We start from the raw sequence: 20,615 nt of genomic DNA, 5'->3' as shown, positions 1-20,615 counted from the left end.
GACAATCGACCATGACCACCCTCGCCGACCGCCGCTTCCGGATCACCACCGCCGTCCAGCGCCGCCTCAACCCCCTCATGCGCAGGCTCCCGCTCCAGCCCGTCCTGGAGACCACCGGCCGTACCTCGGGGCTCCCCCGCCGCACCCCGCTCGGTGGCCGCCGGACCGGGGACGCCTTCTGGCTGGTCTCGGAGTTCGGCGACCGCTCGCAGTACATCCGGAACATCAAGGCGAACCCGAGGGTCCGGGTCCGCATCAGGGGCCGCTGGCACACCGGTACGGCGCACATCCTGCGGGACGACGACCCGGTGACCCGCCTGCGCGGCCTGCCGAGGCTGAACAGCACGGCGGTACGGGTACTGGGTACCGACCTGCTGACGGTACGGGTGGACCTGGACACGGACTGACCCGTGTCATACCCGTGGACCGGGTAGTACCCGTACTACCCGTAGTACTCGCCGCCCTCCCCCGCCTCCGCCTGCCCCCGTGCTACCCGTCCCCTTCAGCCCACCCTCCGGTACAGGTCCTCCACCAGTTCCACGACCGCCCCCGGCACCCGCAGCGTCGGAAAGTGATCGCACCGGGCCTCCCGTACGAGCCGGCACCCGGGAATCCGCGAGGCGATGACCTCGTTGCGCTTGACGACGACCGGCTGGTCCAACTCCCCCAGCAGCAGCGAGCACGGCAGGGACACCTCCCCCAACCGCTCGTAGCAGGACGGGAGTTGCTCCTCATGCACGTACGAGGTGAACCACCCGCTCAACACCCCGCGCAGCAGCCGCCGCGCCTCGCTGTCGGGCGGCGTGCCCGCCCCGCCCCACCACGACATCCCCAGGTCGGCCAGCCCTTCGAGGTCCCCGGCCAGCGCCAACGGCTCGACCTGCGCGGCGAGTTCGGGCGGATCGGGCTCGGGGTACCCGGGTACCCCGGGGACGAGCAGGCCCAGCGCGGCGATCTGCTCGGGGTGGTCCAGCGTGTACGCGATGGCGGTGGCCCCGCCCATGCTGTTGCCGATCAGCACGGCACGTTCCACGCCGAAGTGGTCGAGTACGACCGCGAGATCGAGGTCCTGCCGGTACGAGGAGGTCGGCGCCGGGGACCGCCCGTACCCTCGTACGTCGTACCGGATCACCCGGTGCCGCGCGGCCAGCGGGGCGAGCACGGGCTCCCAGATCTCGGAGGACCCGACGCCGGGGTGGAGCAGGACCAGGGGCGGTCCGTCGCCGCCGCCCTGCTCGTCGGCCCAGACCTCGCCGCCGTCGACCGCGATCATGACGCCCGCTACCTCACTCATGCCCCGATACTGCCCCATACGGAGGTGTCGCGCCCGACGAGAAACGGACAGTAACCGCTCTCAGAAACAAGCCGCGCCCCCTCACCCCGGCCACACGATCGCCTGCACCTCGCTGTACGCGTGCAACGCGTACGACCCCACGTCCCGCCCCACCCCGCTCTTCTTGAACCCCCCGAACGGCGCCTCCATGTTCCGCCCGACGGTGTTGACCCCCACACCCCCGGCCCGCAGCCGCCGCGCGACGCGGAAGGCACGGGCGACGTCACCGGACCAGACGTAGTCGATGAGCCCGTACTCGGAGTCGTTGGCGAGGGTGATCGCCTCCTCCTCGTCGTCGAAGGGGAGGACGGCGACGACGGGCCCGAAGATCTCCTCGCGGACGGCCCGCATACCGTTGGTGCAGTCGGCGAGGACGGTCGGCCCGAGATAGAAACCTCGCTCGGGAAGGTCGACGACCTTGCCCACCAAGGGCGTTGCTCCTTCCCGGACCGCCGACTCGACATGCGCCCGCACCCGCTCACGGTGCGCCGCGCTGATCACCGGCCCCATGACGGTCCCGGCCTCGCGGGGATCCCCCAGCGTCAACCGCCCTGCGTAGGCTACGAGTTGCTCAACCAGCCTGCCGTACACGCCCCGTTGGGCCAGCACCCGGGTGGGCGCCGTACAGATCTGCCCGCTGTAGAAGGAGAACGTCGTCCCGATCCCGGCGACGGCGGACCCCAGATCCGCGTCGTCGAACACCAACGCCGCGCCCTTGCCGCCGAGTTCCATGAGCTGTCGCTTCATGCCCCGCCCGCACGCCTCGGCGATCCGCACCCCGACGGCAGTGGACCCGGTGAAGCTGACCATGTCGACGTCGCGGGACGAGACGGTCGCCTCACCGACCTCAACTGCCTCTCCCGATACGACATTCACGACACCGGGTGGTACCCCGGCAGCTTCCAGGACCTCCGCCATCCGGTACACCGACAGCGGATCCTGGGGCGCCGGTTTCACGACGACCGTGTTGCCCATGGCCAGCGCGGGCGCGATCTTCCCGGCCGGGTTGGCCCAGGGGTTGTTGTAGGAGGTGATGCAGGTGACGACCCCGACGGGCTGCCGCACGGCCAACGCCCCCATGACGGCGGCCTTCCCCATCGGCCCGGCCTCGTTGATCTGCGGGGCGATGGGCCACTCGGCGGGTTCGACACGGGCGTACCGCCTGAACCGGGCAGCGGCGACGCCGAGTTGCATGGAGCGGACGGTCGCGGTGGTCGCCCCGGTCTCGGCGCGCGCCAGGTCGGTGAGTTCGGCGCGCCGGGCGAGGATCAGGTCGGCGGCGCGGGCGAGGACGGCGGCCCGTTCCTCGGGGCGCGTGCGCGACCAGCTCTCGAACGCCGAACTCGCCGCCGCACACGCGTCGTTCGCCTGCGCGGCGGATGCCTCGGGGGCGAGGCCGACGACGTCCTCGGTGGCGGGGTCGATCACCTCGTAGTGTCCGCCGTCCGGTTCCACCCACTCGCCGCCGACGAACAGCCGCTGTCCGTCGGTCACTTGGTGCTCACCGTCCGGGTGTCGGTCCCGGAGCGCAGCACCTTGCCGGGTACGGCGCCGGTCACGACGTCGTCGCGGATGGCCTCGACCCCGTTGACCCACACGGCTGTTATGCCGAGGGCTTTGGAGTCGAGCCGTGGGCTGTCGCCCGGCAGGTCGTGGACGAGGATTGCCTTGCCGGCGTCGATGCGGTCGGGGTCGAAGAGGACGAGGTCCGCGTGGAACCCCCGCTCCACACGCCCGCGTTGGCGCAGTCCGAAGAGTTGCGCGGGGTCGTCGGTGAGCATCTTCACCGCCTGCTCCAGCCCGACCAGTCTGCGCCCGCGCAGGCAGTCACCGAGGAAGCGTGTCGTGTACGGCGCCCCGCACATGCGGTCGAGGTGCGCGCCCGCGTCGGAGCCGCCGAGGAGGACGTCCTCGTGCCGCCAGGTCTCGGCCCGCAGCGCCCAGGAGGCGGGGTCGTTGTCGCGCGGCATCGGCCAAAGGACCGTGCGCAGCCGGTCGTTGGAGCAGATCTCGACGAGGGTCTCGAAGGGGTCCTGGCCGCGTTCGGCGGCGATGTCGCGGACGACGCGCCCGGTGAGGCCCTCGTTCTCGGGGCTGTAGGTGTCGCCGATGACGTACCGCCCGAAGTCGGCGAGCCTGCGGAAGACGCCCGCCTCCTTGGACTGGGCGCGGCGCAGCATCTCGGCGCGTACGTCGGGATCGGCGAGTTTCTCGATGCGTTCGGGGACGGGCAGTCCGAGGACCGGGCCCCAGCCGGGGATGAGGTTGAGCGCGCAGAACGTGCCGAGGGACATGTTCATCGGCGTGAGGATCGGCATGGTCAGCGCCACGACGCGGCCACCGGCCTTGCGGGCGCGCTCACTTGCGTGCAGTTGCCGGGGTACGCGTTCGGGCACCGCGGCGTCGACGGTGAGGACGTTCCAGTTGAGGGGGCGTCCGGCGGCGGCGGACATGTCGACGAGGAGGTCGATCTCGGCGTCGCTGAACTGGTCGAGGCAGCCGGCGACGATGGCTTCGATCTGGGTGCCCTCGTGTTCGCCGACCGCCTTGGACAGGGCGATGAGTTCGGCCGGCAGCGCGTGCCGGGAGGCGACCGGTTGGCCGTCCCCGTCGGAGTGGGTGGTGGACTGGGTGGTCGAGAAGCCCCAGGCTCCGGCGTCCATCGCGTCGTGCAACAGCCGTACGATCTCCTCGAGTTGCTCCTTGGCCGGCTGTCCGCCCACCGCGTCGGCGCCCATCACGTGCCGTCGCAGGGCGCAATGCCCCACCATGAAACCGGCGTTGACGGCTATCCGCCCCTCCAGGGCGTCGAGGTACTCGCCGAAGGAGTGCCAGCTCCAGGGCGCCCCCTCCTCCAGGGCGAGCAGGGACATGCCCTCGACCTTGGACATCATCCGCCGTGTGTAGTCGGCGTCTTGGGGTCGCGCGGGGTTGAGGGGGGCGAGGGTGAAGCCGCAGTTCCCGGCGGCGACGGTGGTGACGCCGTGGTTGAGGGAGGGGGTGGCGTAGGGGTCCCAGAAGAGCTGGGCGTCGTAGTGGGTGTGCGGGTCGACGAAGCCGGGGCACAGGACGAGGCCGCTCGCGTCCTCAACTGTCCTGGATTCCTCGGTGACTTCGCCGACGGCGGCGATACGGCCGTCCCGGATCGCGACGTCCGCGACGCGCGCGGGGCCGCCGGAGCCGTCAACGACCGTGGCTCCTTTGATGACATGATCGAGCATCAGCTCTCACGCTCCCTGGCGGAACCGTGTCGTCCGGTGCACGGGGTCCGTGTCTATCTTCGGGATGACGTGCTCACCGATCAGCCGGATGGTCTGGAGCGTCTGCTCCTTGGGCACGCCCACCGGCAGTCCGAAGCTCAGCTGGTCGGCGCCGGCCTGCTCCCAGCGCTTGCACTGCCGCAGCACCTCGTCGGGGTCGCCGCAGATCAACAGCTCTTCCTCGATGAGGAGTTCGACGAACTCGGGGGTGTACTCGGGGAGCGTCTCGGGCCAGACCGGGAAGCCCTCGGGGCGCGGGAAGGTGTCGTGGTAGCGGAAGACGAGCGAGGGCAGGTAGTGCAGCCCGCCGCTGACCGCGACCTGGATCGCCTCGTCGTGGGTGGGCGCGCAGATCGCCGTGGTCGTCACCATCACGTTGTCGTTGACGAAGTCCCCGACCGGTTCGGCGTCGACGATGGCCGTCTTGTACTGCTCCAGCACCCACTCCATGTCGGAGACCTTCTGGATGCTGAACCCGAGGACGCCGAGGCCCTTCCGGGCCGCCATGGCGTACGACGGGGGCGAGCCGGCCGCGTACCACATCGCCGGGTGGGACTTGCCGTACGGCTTCGGCAGCACCTTCCTCGGCGGCAACTGCCAGTGTTTGCCCTGGAATCCGACGTACTCGTCCTGGAGCCACATCTTCGGGAACTCCGCGATGGTCTCCTCCCACAGCTCCTTCGTGTGGTTCATGTCGGTGACGCCCGGCATGAATCCGAGGATCTCGTGGGAGCCGGCGCCGCGTCCGCTGCCGAACTCGAAGCGGTTGCCGGTGAGATGGTCGAGCATGGCGACCTTCTCGGCGACTTTCACCGGGTGGTTGACCGGCGCGAGGGGGTTGAAGATGCCCGAGCCGAGGTGGATGCGCTCGGTGGCGTGCGCGAGGTAGCCGAGGAACACCTCGTTGGCCGACAGGTGCGAGTACTCGTCGAGGAAGTGGTGCTCCGACGCCCAGGCGTACTTGAACCCCGACCGGTCCGCCTCGATGACGTACTCGGTCTCCTCCAGCAGCGCCTTGTGCTCCGCGAGCGGGTCGACCTCGCCCCGCTTGCCGACGTATCCCTGTACAAAGAGCCCGAATTCCAAGGAGGTTCACCGCCCCAAGACTGTTTCTGACGGACCGTCAGCCAACGAACTGCCGCCGACTCTGGCACCGCCCCCCGTAAGCGTCAATAGCTGACGAGTCGTCAGATGACCGAGACTCCCGCCAGCCACCCTCCGTCGATCACGAACGGCTGTCCCGTGATGTACGACGAGTCCGCCGACGTCAGGAACAGGGCGAGGCGGGCGACCTCCTCGGGGCGTCCGATGCGCCCCAGCGGAACGAGCTTGCGGTACAGGGCGTCGAGCGCCTTCGACGTCTCCTCGGGGTCCGAACTCGGGTCCAGGAGCGAGGGGTTGGACATGGCCGTGTCGATCGCGCCGGGGCAGATCGCGTTGACGCGTATGCCACGGGGCGCCAGCTCCAGGGCGGCCACACGGGTCAGGCCGAGGATCGCGTGCTTGCTCGCGGCGTACGCGCCGACCGCCGCCATGCCCGTGATCGCCGTGTACGAGGCAGTGTTGACGATCGTGCCGCCGTCCGCGAGCTCGGGGGCGACCGTCTTGACGCCCAGGAAGCAGCCGACCTGATTGACCCGCACGACCTGCATGAACTCGTCGAGCGGCGTGTCCGTGAGGGCGTTGAAGCGCAGGATGCCGGCGTTGTTGACGAGCCCGTCGAGGTGGCCGTACGCCTCCTTGGCGGCGTCGACCGCCGCACGCCAGGAGTCCTCCTCGCGGACGTCCAAGTGCGCGTACAGGCAGTCGAGTTCGGCGGCGAGCGCCTCGCCCTGTTCGTCGAGGACGTCGGCCACGACGACCCGCGCGCCCTCGGCCGCGAAGAGCCGCGCCTCCTGCTCACCCTGCCCTCGGGCGGCGCCCGTGACGATCACGACCCGGCCGTCCAGCTTGCCCGTGCTGTCCATGGGACCCCCTCGGCATCGGTGGAGCCAGCATCGTAGCGCCGTACCTGATGAGTCGTCAGATACCTGCCCAGGCGTTGCGTGAGCAATGTCACAAGACTGTGAGCCGGGATATTTGACCCTGTTGGCGCCCGCCCCGAGCCCCCAATAATCCAGACCGCGGCAGACAAAGAAGTCTTCAAGGGAGGAACAAGGGATGGCCAAGAGAAAGCTCCGGAACAAGAAGGTCCGATACGTCGCGATAGGCGCCGCGCTGGCGACCGGGGGCGCCATCATCACCCTCCTCCCTTCGGCGAACGCGGCCGACGAGCAGAAGACGCCCGAGCAGATCATGTCGATGTGCGAGCGCTCGGCGGTGCTCAACGGGAAGCAGCGCTCGGTCAGTGACTTCAACGGGGGCTTCGCCGACGGTTTCGCGGCGGACAACTGTGATTTCGTCGAGACGAACTTCGAGACCTTCGACGGCCCCACCGAGAAGGCGTCGATCGACTTCCCGAACTGCGAGCCGGGTGCCACGGAACCGTCCAAGGTGAAGATCGGCTGGTCGGCGACGGTGGCCCAGGGAGAAGGAAAGTACACCGTGACCCAGCAGGGCGGCGGCGGTGGTCTTTTCGGTGCCATCAGCGGCTCGTGGGTGAAGCACAAGGGCACCCTGGACATGACCGTGGATTCGGCGACCGCCAGTGACACGGAAGAGCGCGAGGTGCCGGTCGGCAAGGTGCTGCACATGGAATTCACGCCGAAAATGCAACGCATGACCGGCGAATGGCGCGTACGGATCGACGCGCGCTCGGCGACGACCGTCACGAACGCCACTCCCGAGAAGAACTTCGTCGCCCCGGACGTCGTCGAGGGCCCGCACATGCTGCCGGGCGCGGCCGGTGCGCCGGGCGTCGTCGACGGCGTGTCCAAGGCCGTCCTCGAAGACTGCTGACCCCTTCCCACCAGCCATTTCACACCCTGGAGACTGTCATGGGCACCCGCACCAGAAAGCACCGCAGCCGCAAGAAGCGCATCACCCTGGCCCTCGCCCCGGTGGCCGCGCTCGCCGTCGCGATCCCGCTGATGAACTCCGCCGGCGCGGCCACGCCGAACGAGGTGTCGGCCGACTGCGCGGCGGATTCCGACAAGCTGGAGAACTGCGAATTCATCGACGTGCAGTTCAAGGCGAACAGCCTCGGCCCGAATCAGCGGGTCTCTCCCGTGACGAACAACTGCGGGAACACGACGGCGGCCTCGAAGGAATTCGCGGTCAGTACCTCGGTGACCCGCAGTATCGAACTGGAGGACGGCTTCACCGTGGAGGGCGGCACGAAACTCGCGAGTTCCGTCTTCGAGGTCGGTGTCCAGTTCAGCACCTCGGAGATCAACATCACCCGGGACGAGAAGACGACGGGCCTGAGTTTCGAGCGCAGCGACACCGTCCAGCCCGACAGCATCGCCTTCTTCATGTGGTCAGCGAAGCGCACGGACGTGAGCGGGTTCCTGCGCGCCACGTACAAGGACGCCCAGGACGGACAGAAGGTCTTCTTCTCCCCGAGTGAAGGCGCCACGTCCGTGCACGTCTTCTATCCGCAGATCCTGAAGAACGGGACTCCGGACGGCCGTCTGTGGCTGCGGAACGTGAAATGCGGAACGCCTCAGGCGAACGGCATCCTGAACTCCGAGAACAGCATTCGGGTGGAGCCGGGACTCGACGAGGGCGGCACCAATGTGACGGACGTGGAAATCCCGGTGGCCGAGATCAGCCAGTCCTGAAGTCGATCGTTTTCAGGTGCGAAGCACGGGCGTGGCCCCCAGCCAGCGCAGGACCGCGTCCGTGCTCCCGCGGGCGTCGAGCTTCGCGTAGATGTTGCTGAGGTTGTTGCGCACGGTCTTCTCGCTGAGCCGCAGCCGCAGCCCGATCTCCTGGGCGCCGAGCCCGGTCGAGAGCAGTTCCATGATCTGCCGTTCGCGCGGCGAGAGAAGGGCCCGCAGGCGCTCCACCGCGTCCCCTCCGGCGGGCGCCTCGCGGGCCCCTTCGCGCAGCGCGGCGCAGGCCGCCGGGGACAGGTAGGTGTGGCCGACGGTGGCCGCCATCACGGCCGAGGAGAGCATGCAGGTGCAGTAGTCGCCGTCGACGAGGTAGCCGGCGCCGCCCCGGAAGACCGCGACTACCGTCTCGACGTCCCGCCGCCCGCTGACGACGATCACCGGCACCCCGCGCCCGGCGAGGGCCCCGGTCAACTCCGGGAGCGCGTGGGCGGGTTCGACGCAGCTCAGCAGGACGACGTCCAGCGGGGTGTCCGCCAGCGTCGGATAGGGCGGGGCGACCTGCCAGACGCGGCCCACGTACGAGTCGTCCGGCGCGGGCCAGTCGGAGTGCGGCCAACTGGTGCCCTCCGCGCAGGCCAGAGCCACGGAGAGTCTTTCGGAGGAGCTCACTGTGGGGGTCCTTCCGCCGGAACAGCGACGTCCGTACGTTCGTACATACGCTGGGCGGCGGGGGCATGTTCAAAGATTCAAGAGAGGTGCCTCACAGACCCCAGCAGAGGGGCCACTTCGGCACCGAACTTCCTTATCTGATCAGCGAGTTCGCCAACAGAGCGGCTTCTGAACCTGACTTGGATCTGGTCCACCCCCAACTGCCCGTACACGTTCAGGGAGTCGGCCAGTTCCGCGGGGCTCCCGGTGAGCGTACGGCGGCCGACGTCCCAGTCCGGCGTCCCGACGTACAGCGGCTCGGCGATGGCTCCGACGGTGAACTCGCCCATGTCGCCGCGCAGTTGGCGGATCGCCTCGATCTGTGCGGGCAACCGGTCGCGCGGGTCGCCCTGCGGCAGCCAGCCGTCGCCCTTGAGGGCGGCCCGGCGGATCGCGGCGGGCGAGGACCCGCCGACCCAGACCGGCACGCGCGGCTGGGCCGGGCGGGGACGCTGGCCGAGGTCGTCGTAGTCGTACAACGTGCCGTGGTGGCCGGTGAATTCGTCCGGCCCGAGCGCTGTCCGCAGAGCGTCGAGGGTCTCGTCGAGTACGGCGCCGCGCCGGGCGAAGTCGACGCCGAGCGCCTCGAACTCCTCCTGGACGTGGCCCGCGCCGACCCCGAGGATCAGCCGGCCGCCGGAAAGGTGGTCGAGGGTGGCGTACTGCTTGGCGGTGAGCAGGGGGTGCCGCAGACCGGCGATCGCGACATGGCTGAGGAGCCGGACGCGGGTCGTGACGGCGGCGAGGTGGGCGAGGGTCGCGACGGGGTCGTACCAGACCGTGCCCATCGCGTCCGCGAGGCGGCGCGGGATGGCGACGTGGTCGCAGCAGGCGACGTACGCGAACCCCGCCTCGTCGGCGGCGCGGGCGACCTCCACCAACTCCCGTGGGCCCGCGTCGAGTTCCCAGGGTTCGACGTAGATGCGGCTCTGCGACTGGACGGGGAGCTGGATGCCGTAGGCGAGGCGGCCGGTCATCTCGGGCCCGGCCACAGGCCGCCCGCGGTCAGGCCGAGCAGTTCGATGGCGTTGCGGCGGACGATGCGGTCCACCACGTCGGCGTCGAGGTGGCCCATCTGGGACTCGCCGACCTCCCTGGACTTCGGCCAAGTGGAGTCGGAGTGGGGGTAGTCGGTCTCGTAGAGGACGTTGCCGACGCCGATCGCGTCGAGGTTGCGCAGGCCGAACGCGTCGTCGAAGAAGCAGCCGTAGACGTGCTCGGCGAAGAGTTCGGACGGCGGGCGGTGGACCTTGTCGGCGACGCCGCCCCAGCCCCGGTTCTCCTCCCAGACGACGTCGGCGCGTTCCAGGATGTAGGGGATCCAGCCGATCTGGCCCTCGGCGTACATGACCTTGAGGTTCGGGAAGCGTTCGAACTTGCCGCTCATCAGCCAATCGACCATGGAGAAGCAGCAGTTGGCGAAGGTGATGGTCGAACCGACCGCCGGGGGCGCGTCCTTGGAGGTGGACGGCATCCGGCTGCTGGAGCCGATGTGCATGGCGATGACGGTGCCCGTCTCGTCGCAGGCGGCGAGGAAGGGGTCCCAGGCGTCGGAGTGCACGGACGGCAGGCCGAGGTGGGGCGGGATCTCGGAGAACGCGACGGCGCGCACCCCGCGCGCGGCGTTGCGGCGGACCTCGGCGGCGGCCAACTCGGCGTCCCACAACGGGATCAGGGTGAGCGGGATCAGCCGGCCGCGCGCCTGCGGGCCGCACCACTCCTCCACCATCCAGTCGTTGTACGCCCGCACGCACAGCAGGCCGAGTTCGCGGTCGCTCGCCTCGGTGAAGGTCTGCCCGCAGAAGCGCGGGAACGTGGGGAAGCAGACCGCCGACTGGACGTGGTTGACGTCCATGTCGTCGAGCCGGGCGGGGACGTCGTACGAGCCCGGCCGCATCTGTTCGTAGGTGATGACCTCCAGCCGGATCTCGTCGCGGCTGAACCCGACGGCCGTGTCGAGGCGGGTCAGCGGGCGCTGGAGGTCCTCGAAGAGCCACCAGTCGCCGAGCGGTCCTTCGTCGCCCTTCTCGCCCATCACGGGCTTGAACCGCCCGCCCAGGAAGGTCATTTCCTTCAGGGGCGCCCGGACGACGCGGGGGCCGGTGTCGAGGAACTTCTTCGGGAGGCGGTCCTGCCAGACACGCGCGGGTTCGACGGTGTGGTCGTCGACGGAGATGATCAGCGGGAACTCTGTCGTGTTCTCCATGCCGGCCACGGTAGCGCCGATCTGACGGGGCGTCAGCTCCCGGGGCGGCAAAGGGCGTTGCCTCGGCCGCGGCGGCTCCCCCTCCGTGCCACCGCGGCCGTCCCCCGGATCCCCCCTCCGACTCCCCCGTGGAGCGGAACACCCGTCCGGCTACTCCCCCGTGAGTCGCCGGACGGGCTCAACGACCTCGGCCGTTCCCCCCGGTCCGGCCGTTCGTTGGTAAGAGCATGTCAGAGGCCGATAAACGATCCATGAACGTCGGCTTCCACATCTCAGGTACTACCTCTCGGGTACCCCCTACGCCGCCACCGACAGCTTCAACAACCCCCGTACCTCTTCCGCCTCCGGCGCCCTCAACTCCTCGTAGATCCCGAGCGCTTCGGTCCAGCACACGTGCGCCCGCCCCGCCTGCCCCAACCCGCTCAGCGCCCGCCCTAGGACCGTGAGGACCAGCCCCCGGCGCCACTCCCCGCCGATCCCGCGCAGCGCGGTGAGCGCGAGGTCGGCGTTGGCGGCGGCCTGCGCGGGTCGGCACGCGGCGAGGTCGACCTCGGCGAGCCGGAACAGCGTCATGCCCTCCCACAGCCGCTGCCGGCTGTCGCGGAAGACGTGGAGCGCGTCCCGCAGGATCTCCGCGGCCGTGGTGAGCAGCCCGCTCTCGGTGAGCGCGAGCCCCAGCGCGTACCGCCCGTTGGCGCCGCGCAGGGCGTTGCCGGTCCGGTCGTAGATGCCGATGCCCCGGTGCGCGAGCGTCACCGCGCTCTCCACCCGCCCGGTCGCGAGGTGGATACGGGAGAGGTTGCACAGGACGCTCGCCTCACCGGCCCTGTTCCCGTTGGCACGGAAGTTGTCGAACGCGACCGTCAGATGCCGCTCGCCCTCCTCGTGCCGCCCCTGGTAAAGGGCGATGATTCCCCGGGTGTTGGGCGCCCAGCAGCGCGGTACGGGGTCGTCGGCGTCCTCGGTGACCCGCAGCGCCTCGACGGCCGCCGCGTCGGCCCGGTCGAAGCGCCCGGCGACGAGGTGGACGTCCGTGAGGGTGATCAGCGCCCGTCCGAGCGCGTGCGGGTCACCGGCCGAACGGGCCTGCTGGAGCGCCTCGTTGGCGGCCACCTCGTACTCGCGCGCGTTGGCCCCGGACTCGGCGAGGTCCTTGGCGACCCACAACAGGTCGACGGCGCGGCGCAGTCGGCCGTCCCCGATGGACTGCCGTACGCAGGACAGCAGCGCGCCCGCCTCGGCGTACAGCCAGTCCTGCGCGTCGTGCCGGTCCTCGAAGTGCAGCCCGGGGTAGGCGGTTTCCTCCAGCTGCTCCACGAGCCGGTCGCCGGGCCGCTCGATCGCGTACACCCCGGCGGCCGTCGCGAGGTAGAAGTCGAGGAGCCGGGTGAGCGCCGACTCCCGTTCGGCGGAGGGGAGTTCGTCACGTTCCGCGCATGCGCGCGCGTAGAGCCGGACCAGGTCGTGGAAGCGGTAGCGGCCGGGCGCCGCCGACTCCAGCAACGACGTGTCGACGAGGGACTCCAGCAGGTCCTCGGTGTCGTCCTGCGCCAGGTTCAGGACGGCGGCTGCGGCGGCCAGGGAGATGTCCGGTCCGTCGGCGAGGCCGAGGAGGCGGAAGGCGCGGGCCTGTGCGGGCTCCAACTGCCCGTAGCCCAGCTCGAATGTTGCCTTCACGGCAAGGTCCCCGGCCTGGAGCTCGTCCAACCTCCGTCTCTCGTCCGCGAGTTTGGCCGCGAGGACCGACACCGTCCAGGTGCGCCGGGCGGCGAGGCGCGATGCGGCGATGCGGATCGCGAGCGGCAGGAAGCCGCACGCGGCGACGACGTCGAGCGCCGACTCCCGTTCGGACGCGACGCGTTCGGCGCCGACGATGCGGGTGAAGAGCGCGAGCGCCTCGTGCGGCGCCATCACGTCGAGGTCGACGAGGTGCGCGCCCGCGACGTCCACCATCCGGGTGCGGGAGGTGACGAGGGCCGCGCAGCCGGGCGTACCGGGCAGCAACGGCCGTACCTGGGCGGCGTCCCGGGCGTTGTCGAGGAGGACCAGGACGCGGCGGCCGTCGAGCAGCGAGCGGAACAGCGCCGAGCGCTCCTGGAGCGAGTCGGGGATCGCGGGGTCGGCGGTGCCGAGGGCGCGCAGGAACGCGCCGAGGGCGGCCTGGGGTTCGACGGGACGGGGGCTCGCGCCCTGGAGGTCGACGTACAACTGCCCGTCGGGGAAGGCGGATCGGGCCTGGTGGGCGACGTGCACGGCGAGCGTCGTCTTGCCGACGCCACCGATCCCGGCGACCGCGGAGAGCGCCATCACCCGGTTCTCGTCGCCGCTCTCCGCGACGAGCGCCTCGACCAGTTCCCGGGCGAGAGTCTCCCGCCCGGTGAAATCTGGTACCGATGCGGGGAGTTGAGCGGGCAGAATACGGACGACGGGGGTTTCGGCGGCCGGTGCCTCGGGCTCGGCGAGCGCGGGGTCGGCGCGCAGGATGCGTTCCTGGAGCTCACGCAGGCCGGGGCGGGGGTCGACGCCGAGTTCCTCCGTGAGCAGGCGGCGGGTGTCGGCGTACACGGCAAGTGCCTCCGCCTGGCGGCCACTTCGGTACAGGGCGAGCATGAGCAGCTCGCGCAGGCGTTCCCTGAGGGGGTGTTCGGCGGTGAGGGAGGTCAACTCCGAGACGGCTTCGGCATGTCGGCCGAGTTCGAGGTCCAGGTCGAGCCGGTTCTCGATGAGTTGGAGGCGCAGTTCCTCCAACCGGACGCGCTGGGACTCCGCGTAGGGCCCGGGTACGCCCGCGAGCGTCTCGCCCTCCCACAGGCCGAGCGCGTGGTCGAGGCGGTCCCGCGCGGCGCGTACGTCGCCCGCGGCCCAGGCTTTCTCCGCCTCCTCGGACAGGGTCCGCGCCGCCGTGAGGTCGAACGCGACCGTGCCGCCGGGGTCCCGCAGCGCGTAGCCCCCGGCGTCGCTGACCAGCATCCGCGAGGTCAGCACCTTCCGCAGCCGCGACACGTACGTCCGCAGCGCGGCCAGCGCCTGGGAGGGCGGGTCCTCGCCCCACACCGCGTCGATCAGCTCGGCGGCGGTCACCGTGCGGCCCTCGCGCAGCAGCAACGTCGCGAGCACCGCGCGCTGTTGGGGTGACCCGGTGGGCAGCGGGACGTCGTCCCGCCAGGCCCGTACCGGTCCGAGCACACCGAACCTCAGTCCCGCCACATCCTCGTCCCCGACGGGGTCGTGGCGTTCCTGTCTCGGCACGCGCGGTACTCGGTCGTCCATCGAGGTCTCCCTGGGCGCTCCCTGTTGACCTGCCCAGTTTGCCTTGCTGGCACGGGACCCGTCAGCAACGGGAAACACCGAGTACACGACGGCGCACGGGAGTACACAGGTCCCTCACCCACTCTCCACTTCCACGGAGGGTGTGGCGCAACCCGGGGCGATCGTTTTCGGCTATCTCAACGCCCGTTCCGCAGCTGCCCCTTAACCACTTTCCCGCTCGCATTCCGGGGCAACTCGCCCACGAATTCCACGACTCGGGGCACCTTGTAGTTCGCCATCTCCCGCCGCGCCCAGGCGATCAGGTCGTCCCCGGTCGTCACGGAGCCGGTCCGCCGGACGACGTACGCCTTGCCGACCTCTCCGAGCCGGGCGTCCGGTATGCCGACGACGGCGACGTCCGCGACGGCCGGATGCAGTCCCAGGAGTTGCTCTATCTCGGCCGGATAGGCGTTGAAGCCGCCGACGATGAACATGTCCTTGATCCGGTCGGTGATCCGCAGATTCCCGGCCCCGTCCAGTACCCCCACGTCTCCGGTGCGCAGCCAGCCGTCCGGCGTGAGCGCCTCCCGGGTCGCCTTGTCGTCCCCGTAGTACCCGAGCATGACGTTGAACCCCCGTACCAGCACCTCCCCCGGCTCCCCGGGCGGCAGCGCCCGCCCCGCCGCGTCCACCACCCGGACCTCGGTCCCGGGGATCGCCCGCCCCGACGTCGTCGCGATCACCTCGGGCTCGTCGCCCCTGCGGCACATCGTGACGATGCCGCTCGCCTCGGACAGCCCGTACGCGGTCAGCACGGTCGCCACGCCCAGCTCGTCCCGCAGCCGCTCGACGAGCCGGAGGGGGACGACGGCCGCGCCCGTCACCACCAGCCGCAGCGAGGACAGGTCGTACGACTCCCGCGCGGGGTGGTCCAGGAGCGACTGGTGGAGCGTGGGCGGGCCGGGCAGGACGGTGACGCGCTCCGCCGCGATGTTCGCCAGCGCGGTCGTCACGTCGAACACCGGCTGCGGGATCATCGTCGCGCCCCGCGTCAGGCAGGCGATCACCCCGGCCTTGTAGCCGAACGTGTGGAAGAAGGGGTTCACGATGAGATACCGGTCCCCCTCGCGCAGCCCCGCGAGCTCGCTCCAGGTGTCGTAGCCGCGCAGGGTCTGCTCGTGCGTGATGACGGCGCCCTTGGGGCTACCCGTAGTACCCGAGGTGTAGATGATGTCGGAGGGCGAGGACCCCGTAATACCCGCAGTACCCGTAGTACCCGTAGTACCCGTAGTACCCGTAGTACCCGTAGTACTCGCGGCGCCCGCACGGCTTCCCGTGATACCCCCGGCCGCCGTAATACCTACGGCGGCCCTTGCCCCCACCTCGTCCCCGCCGGCCAGGAACTCCTTCCACGTCCGGAACCCCGCCGGCGCGTCCTCCGCCAGTACTACGGCCTCGGCCAGCTCCGGCAACCCGGGCAACGGCCCCTCCCCCGCCCCGTCCCCCGCGGCCCTCCGCAGCGACGCCACGTACGACGTCCCCAGGAACGTCCCCGTCACGAACAGCAGCCGCGCCCCGCTCCTGCGCAGCACGTCCGCCGCCTCACCCCCCTTGAACCGGGTGTTCAACGGCACCAGCACCCCGCCCGCCGACACCGCCCCGAGCGCCGCGACGATCCACTCCAGCGAGTTCGGCGCCCAGATCCCCACCCGGTCCCCCGCCCGCACCCCGGCCGCGCCGCACGCAGCCGCCGCACGCTCCACCCGGGCCCCCAACTCCCGGTAGGTGACCCGCGCCCGCCCGTCCACCACCGCCTCGGTCTCCCCGTACGTCCCGGCCGCCCAGCGCACCAGCTCGGGAACGCTGCCCCACTTCGCGCCCCGCCCCGCAACGCCCCGCCCCGCAACGCCCCGCCCTTCCATGCCCTGCCCCTCCACGCCCTGCCACTCCATGAACGGCCCCCGATGAGTCGGAAGACGGTAGCTGACGACCCGTCAGATTAGCGATAACCTGACGCACTGTCAGTAGGTCTGATCGGAGGGGGACATGGCCGGACTCAAGGACGCGACAGCCATCGTCGGCATAGGACAGACACCGTTCGCCAAACACCTCCCGGAGGACGAGAGAACCCTCGCCTGCCGGGCCGTCCTCGCCGCCCTGGCCGACGCGGGGATCACCCCCGCCGAGGTCGACGCGGTCGCCTCGTACACGATGGAGGAGACGGACGAGGTCGAACTCGCGAAGGCGGTCGGCTTCGGCGACCTCACCTTCTTCGCCAAGTCCCCCTACGGCGGCGGGGGTTCGTGCGCGACCGTCGCCCACCTGGCCACCGCGATAGCCGCCGGACAGGCGAGCGTCGGCGTCGCCTGGCGCTCCCGCAAACGCGGCAGCGGCCCCCGCCCCTGGACGAACACGACGGTCCAACTCCCCACCCCTGCCCAGTGGACGCGCCCCTTCGGCCTGCTCCGCCCCGCCGACGAGATCGCGATGCTGGCCCGCCGCCACATGCACGAGTACGGCACGACCCGCGACCACCTCTTCAACGTCGCCCTGGCCTGCCGCAACCGCGCGAACCAGAACCCGGCCGCGATCATGTACGACCGCCCGCTGACCCGCGAGATGTACATGACCTCGCGCTGGATCAGCGAGCCCCTCTGCCTGTTCGACAACTGCCTTGAGACAGACGGGGCGTTGGCCTGTGTCGTCGTCTCGGCGGAACGTGCCCGCGACTGCCACCGCACCCCGGTCTACATCCACTCAGCCGCGCAGGGCCTGCCCGCCCAGCACCACGGCATGGTCAACTACTGGAACGACGACCCACTCACCGGCCCCTCCTGGGCGACGGCCCGACACCTGTGGAAACACGCCGACTTCACCCCGGCGGACGTCCAAGTCGCCCAGATCTACGACGCGTTCACTCCGCTCGTCCCCCTCTCCCTGGAGGGCTACGGATTCTGCGGGCGCGGCGAGGGCGGCGCGTTCACCGAGGGCGGCGCGCTGGAACTCGGCGGGCGGCTCCCGGTCAACACGGGCGGCGGCGGCCTCTCGGAGGCGTACGTGCACGGCTTCAACCTCATCAACGAGGGCGTGAAACAGCTCAGGGGCACCAGCACCGCGCAGGTCCCCGGCGCCTCGACCTGCCTGGTCACGGCGGGCGAGGGGGTTCCCACCTCCGCGCTGCTGCTGAGGACATGACGAGCCGACCGAGGGCGTGAGAGCGCGCGAGCACCAACCACGCCCACCCGCCCAGGACTTGAGGAGCCCGACCATGCTGACCCCGCTGCACGACACCGACGGCGCCCCGTTCTGGGAGTACGCGGCCCGAAGCGAACTCCGCGTCCAGGTCTGCGCCCGGTGCGCCGAGCCCCGCTTCCCGCCCCGCCCCTGCTGCCCGAACTGCCAGTCGTTCGAGTCGGTTTGGCGGCTCACCTCGGGTCGGGGCCGCATCTGGTCGTACGTGATCCCCCACCCGCCCCTCCTCCCCGACTACGCCGCCCAGGCCCCCTACAACGTCGCCCTGATCGAACTCGACGACGCCCCCCGCATCCGCCTCGTCGGCAACGTCGTCACCCACCCGGGCGCCCCCCTCAACTCCCTTGATCCGGACCGGATTCGGATCGGCGCCCGCGTCCAGGTCGTGTTCCCGGACGGCGGACTCCCGCAGTGGGTGCTGATATGACGCCCCGCCTCGACACCGACAAGGAGACCGGCGTCGCGGTCGTCACGCTCGACCGCCCGGAGAGGCTCAACGCGATCGACGTCCCGACGGCCCGCCAACTCGCCGAGATCTGGCGCCGGTTGCGGTTCGACGACGCCGTCCGGGCGATCGTCCTCACCGGCTCCGGCACCCGCGCCTTCTCCACCGGCCTCGACCGCGACGCCGTCGTCCCGCAGCCCAACTCCCCCTATATGCAGGACGATCCGCTCCTGCGCATCGGCCCCAAGTCGAACGACCTGTGGAAACCGGTGATCGCCGCCGTCGAGGGAATGGCGTGCGGCGGCGCTTTCTATCTGCTGGGCGAGAGCGAGTTCGTCGTGGCGGGGGAAGGCGCCGAGTTCTTCGATCCGCACACGACGTACGGAATGGTCAGCGCGTACGAGTCGGTGTTGATGGCGCAGCGCATGCCGTACGGGGAGGTGGCGCGGATGATGCTGATGGGGACGGCGGAACGGATCTCCGCCAGGCGCGCGTACGAGGTCGGTCTGGTCTCCGAACTCACCGAGAGAGGTGGGTCGTTGGCGGTCGCGGTCGAGTGCGCGCAGGTCATCGCCGGATATCCGGCCGAGGGGGTGCAGGGGACGGTCCGCGCGCTGTGGTCGGCGCGGGAGGCGGCCCAGGCACAGGGATTCGCGCAGGCCCCGCATCTGATTTCGCTGGGAAATCTGCCGGACGACCGCCAGGCACAACTTTTCACAGAAAGAACACGGAATTTCCGAACCCGCTGAGCAATTACCCGGAATTTGATCCGGAAACCGAAGAGTGCCGTATTCCCGTGCGGAACGCCCTCATAAAATAGCCGCATGATCCAGCACCGCACCATAGAAGTGAACGGCATCACCCTGCACATCGCCGAGGCCGGCGCCGAAGGCCCGCTGGTGGTCCTGCTGCACGGCTTTCCCGAGTCCTGGCACTCCTGGCGCCACCAGTTCGCCCCGCTCGTCGCGGCCGGTTTCCGCGTCGTCGCCCCGGACCAGCGCGGCTACGGCGCCTCGGACCGCCCGGACGACGTGGCCGCGTACAGCATCCTGCACCTCGTCGGCGACGTCGTCGGCCTGATCCACGCGCTCGGCGAGGAGACCGCGTTCGTCGTCGGCCACGACTGGGGTGCGCCGGTCGCCTGGCACACGGCGCTGCTGCGGCCGGACGTGGTGCGCGGGGTCGCGGGGCTCAGCGTGGCTCCGGCGCCGCGCGGCGCCAACCCGCCGCTGGAGGTGGTGAAGGCGGCGTACGACGGCCGCTTCTACTGGACGTACTTCAACCAAGTCGGCGTCGCCGACGAGGAGTTCGGCCGGGACCCGAAGGCCGCGCTACGGCGTTTCGTGTACGCGCTCTCCGGCGACGCCCCGGGCGAGCCCGGCATCCACCAGGCCCTGATCGAGCCCGGCACCCCCTGGCTGGACCAGCTGCCCGCCCCGGGGCAACTCCCGGACTGGTTCACGGAGTCGGACCTCGACGAGCTGGCCGAGGGCTACGTCAAGGGCTTCACCGGCGGCCTCAACTGGTACCGCAACCTGGACCGCAACTGGGAGCTGACGGCCCCCTTCGCGGGCGCGTCCATCACCACGCCCGCGCTCTTCGTGTACGGCGACCGCGACCCCGTCGCCTACTTCCCGGGCACCCCCGAACTCGTCGCCCGTCTCCCGGAGTTGGTCCCGGGCCTGCGCCGCCCGCCGGTCGTGCTGCCGGGCTGCGGCCACTGGACCCAGCAGGAGCGGCCGGCCGAGGTGAACGAGCTGCTGGTGGAGTTCCTGACCGGACTCCGGGACGAGCGGGCGTAGGCCCATCAGGAGCCGGGCCTGAATCCGTTGGGAGCAGGGAGAGTTCAGGCGGTCGGGGCGGCGGGCTCGACCTCGCAGCGGTCCACCCGCGCGGCGAGGCCGTCGTCCCCGACGGGAATCCGGATCTCTTCCGTCTTCTTCCCGCCGACGAGCTCCTTCGTCACGGGCGCGGCGAGCACCGCGCCCCGCGCGTCCAGGAACCTGACCGTGATCTCGAAGGTGTCCAGCGACTTGTTGGGGTTGGTGACCTTCACGGTCGTGTACGGCGCCTTGCGCGTCGCGCACGAGACGAGGCTGACGCGGGCGTCCTGGACGACGGTGACCGGCGTGTGCGTGGACGAGCCGGACGAACCCCCGCTGGAGGAGCTGGAGTCGTCGTCGTAGTCCCGGTAGTGCGACCCGCCCGACGAGCCCCCCGACGTCGACGACGAACTGTCGTGATCCTGCCGGGAACTGCTGCACCCGCCTCCCCCACCGCCCCCGCCGTGGCTACCGTGCCCGCGCCCACTGGAGAACCCCGTGAGCGCGAACACGACCAGCGCCGAGACAGCCGTAAGCCTGAAGATGTACCCCCGTGGTCGCATGGACCCACCCTAGGCAACGCCTGTCACGGCCATGTCACCGCCCCTCGGCGACATGGT

At 70.4% G+C, this 20,615-nt stretch carries 18 protein-coding genes; 7 read left to right on the top strand and 11 right to left on the bottom strand.

The window, feature by feature from the left end; translation table 11 throughout:
* The first annotated feature begins 11 nt into the window (after positions 1-11).
* Positions 12-407, top strand: a complete 396-nt coding sequence (locus tag PV682_RS29155) for a nitroreductase/quinone reductase family protein (RefSeq protein WP_319734777.1) — start codon at positions 12-14, stop codon at positions 405-407.
* 95 nt (positions 408-502) lie between these two features.
* On the opposite strand, the gene PV682_RS29150 is transcribed toward PV682_RS29155, so the two are convergent.
* The 5 genes from PV682_RS29150 to PV682_RS29130 all read right to left on the bottom strand — a co-directional run bounded on the left by PV682_RS29150 (position 503) and on the right by PV682_RS29130 (position 6,560).
* A complete protein-coding gene (locus tag PV682_RS29150) occupies positions 503-1,294 on the bottom strand; it encodes an alpha/beta fold hydrolase (RefSeq protein WP_319734776.1) in 792 nt (263 codons plus the stop codon).
* An 81-nt stretch (positions 1,295-1,375) separates the two neighbouring features.
* Positions 1,376-2,827 (bottom strand): aldehyde dehydrogenase family protein, encoded by a 1,452-nt coding sequence (locus PV682_RS29145; RefSeq protein WP_319734775.1) that lies wholly within the window; start codon positions 2,825-2,827, stop codon positions 1,376-1,378.
* A complete protein-coding gene (locus PV682_RS29140; protein WP_319734774.1) occupies positions 2,824-4,554 on the bottom strand; it encodes an N-acyl-D-amino-acid deacylase family protein in 1,731 nt (576 codons plus the stop codon). Before PV682_RS29140 ends, PV682_RS29145 begins: the two co-directional genes overlap by 4 nt.
* Positions 4,555-4,560: 6 nt before the next feature.
* Positions 4,561-5,679 (bottom strand): LLM class flavin-dependent oxidoreductase, encoded by a 1,119-nt coding sequence (locus PV682_RS29135; RefSeq protein WP_319734773.1) that lies wholly within the window; start codon positions 5,677-5,679, stop codon positions 4,561-4,563.
* Positions 5,680-5,780: 101 nt separating this feature from the next.
* Complete coding sequence (locus tag PV682_RS29130; protein WP_319734772.1) at positions 5,781-6,560, bottom strand: SDR family NAD(P)-dependent oxidoreductase; 780 nt, start codon at positions 6,558-6,560, stop codon at positions 5,781-5,783.
* 193 nt (positions 6,561-6,753) lie between these two features.
* On the opposite strand from PV682_RS29130, the gene PV682_RS29125 reads away from it, so the two are divergent.
* Both PV682_RS29125 and PV682_RS29120 read left to right on the top strand, forming a co-directional pair.
* Positions 6,754-7,491 (top strand): hypothetical protein, encoded by a 738-nt coding sequence (locus PV682_RS29125; RefSeq protein WP_319734771.1) that lies wholly within the window; start codon positions 6,754-6,756, stop codon positions 7,489-7,491.
* A 38-nt stretch (positions 7,492-7,529) separates the two neighbouring features.
* A complete protein-coding gene (locus tag PV682_RS29120; RefSeq protein WP_319734770.1) occupies positions 7,530-8,315 on the top strand; it encodes a hypothetical protein in 786 nt (261 codons plus the stop codon).
* Between the two features lie 12 nt (positions 8,316-8,327).
* Here the strand turns inward: PV682_RS29120 and PV682_RS29115 are convergent, their stop codons facing one another.
* The 5 genes from PV682_RS29115 to PV682_RS29095 all read right to left on the bottom strand — a co-directional run bounded on the left by PV682_RS29115 (position 8,328) and on the right by PV682_RS29095 (position 16,397).
* Complete coding sequence (locus tag PV682_RS29115; protein WP_319734769.1) at positions 8,328-8,981, bottom strand: response regulator transcription factor; 654 nt, start codon at positions 8,979-8,981, stop codon at positions 8,328-8,330.
* Positions 8,982-9,058: 77 nt separating this feature from the next.
* Positions 9,059-9,997 carry an LLM class F420-dependent oxidoreductase gene (locus PV682_RS29110; RefSeq protein WP_319734847.1) on the bottom strand — a complete coding sequence of 313 codons (939 nt, stop codon included), beginning with the start codon at positions 9,995-9,997 and terminating at the stop codon, positions 9,059-9,061.
* On the bottom strand, positions 9,994-11,226 hold the full coding sequence (locus tag PV682_RS29105) for an amidohydrolase family protein (RefSeq protein ID WP_319734768.1): 1,233 nt from the start codon (positions 11,224-11,226) through the stop codon (positions 9,994-9,996). Before PV682_RS29105 ends, PV682_RS29110 begins: the two co-directional genes overlap by 4 nt.
* A gap of 297 nt (positions 11,227-11,523) precedes the next feature.
* The gene (locus PV682_RS29100; RefSeq protein WP_319734767.1) at positions 11,524-14,496 is read right to left on the bottom strand and encodes an AfsR/SARP family transcriptional regulator; all 2,973 of its coding nucleotides are present in this window, start codon (positions 14,494-14,496) and stop codon (positions 11,524-11,526) included.
* A 176-nt stretch (positions 14,497-14,672) separates the two neighbouring features.
* A complete protein-coding gene (locus tag PV682_RS29095; protein WP_319734846.1) occupies positions 14,673-16,397 on the bottom strand; it encodes a fatty acid--CoA ligase family protein in 1,725 nt (574 codons plus the stop codon).
* Positions 16,398-16,521: 124 nt separating this feature from the next.
* Here PV682_RS29095 and PV682_RS29090 point away from each other — a divergent pair, with 124 nt between their 5' ends.
* The 4 genes from PV682_RS29090 (at position 16,522) to PV682_RS29075 (ending at position 19,974) form a co-directional block, all read left to right on the top strand.
* Complete coding sequence (locus PV682_RS29090; protein ID WP_319734766.1) at positions 16,522-17,670, top strand: lipid-transfer protein; 1,149 nt, start codon at positions 16,522-16,524, stop codon at positions 17,668-17,670.
* 73 nt (positions 17,671-17,743) lie between these two features.
* A complete protein-coding gene (locus tag PV682_RS29085; protein WP_319734765.1) occupies positions 17,744-18,154 on the top strand; it encodes a Zn-ribbon domain-containing OB-fold protein in 411 nt (136 codons plus the stop codon).
* A complete protein-coding gene (locus PV682_RS29080) occupies positions 18,151-18,921 on the top strand; it encodes an enoyl-CoA hydratase/isomerase family protein (protein ID WP_319734764.1) in 771 nt (256 codons plus the stop codon). The genes PV682_RS29085 and PV682_RS29080 overlap by 4 nt, the downstream gene beginning before the upstream one ends.
* Positions 18,922-18,996: 75 nt before the next feature.
* Entirely contained in the window at positions 18,997-19,974 is a 978-nt protein-coding gene (locus PV682_RS29075; RefSeq protein WP_319734763.1) for an alpha/beta fold hydrolase, read from the top strand.
* Between the two features lie 44 nt (positions 19,975-20,018).
* Here the strand turns inward: PV682_RS29075 and PV682_RS29070 are convergent, their stop codons facing one another.
* Entirely contained in the window at positions 20,019-20,558 is a 540-nt protein-coding gene (locus PV682_RS29070; protein WP_319734762.1) for a hypothetical protein, read from the bottom strand.
* Positions 20,559-20,615: the final 57 nt, after the last annotated feature.

This window comes from Streptomyces niveiscabiei (genome assembly GCF_033794345.1).
In the GTDB taxonomy this organism is placed as follows: Bacteria; Actinomycetota; Actinomycetes; order Streptomycetales; family Streptomycetaceae; genus Streptomyces; species Streptomyces niveiscabiei.
This window is presented reverse-complemented; position numbering and strand designations above follow the sequence as displayed.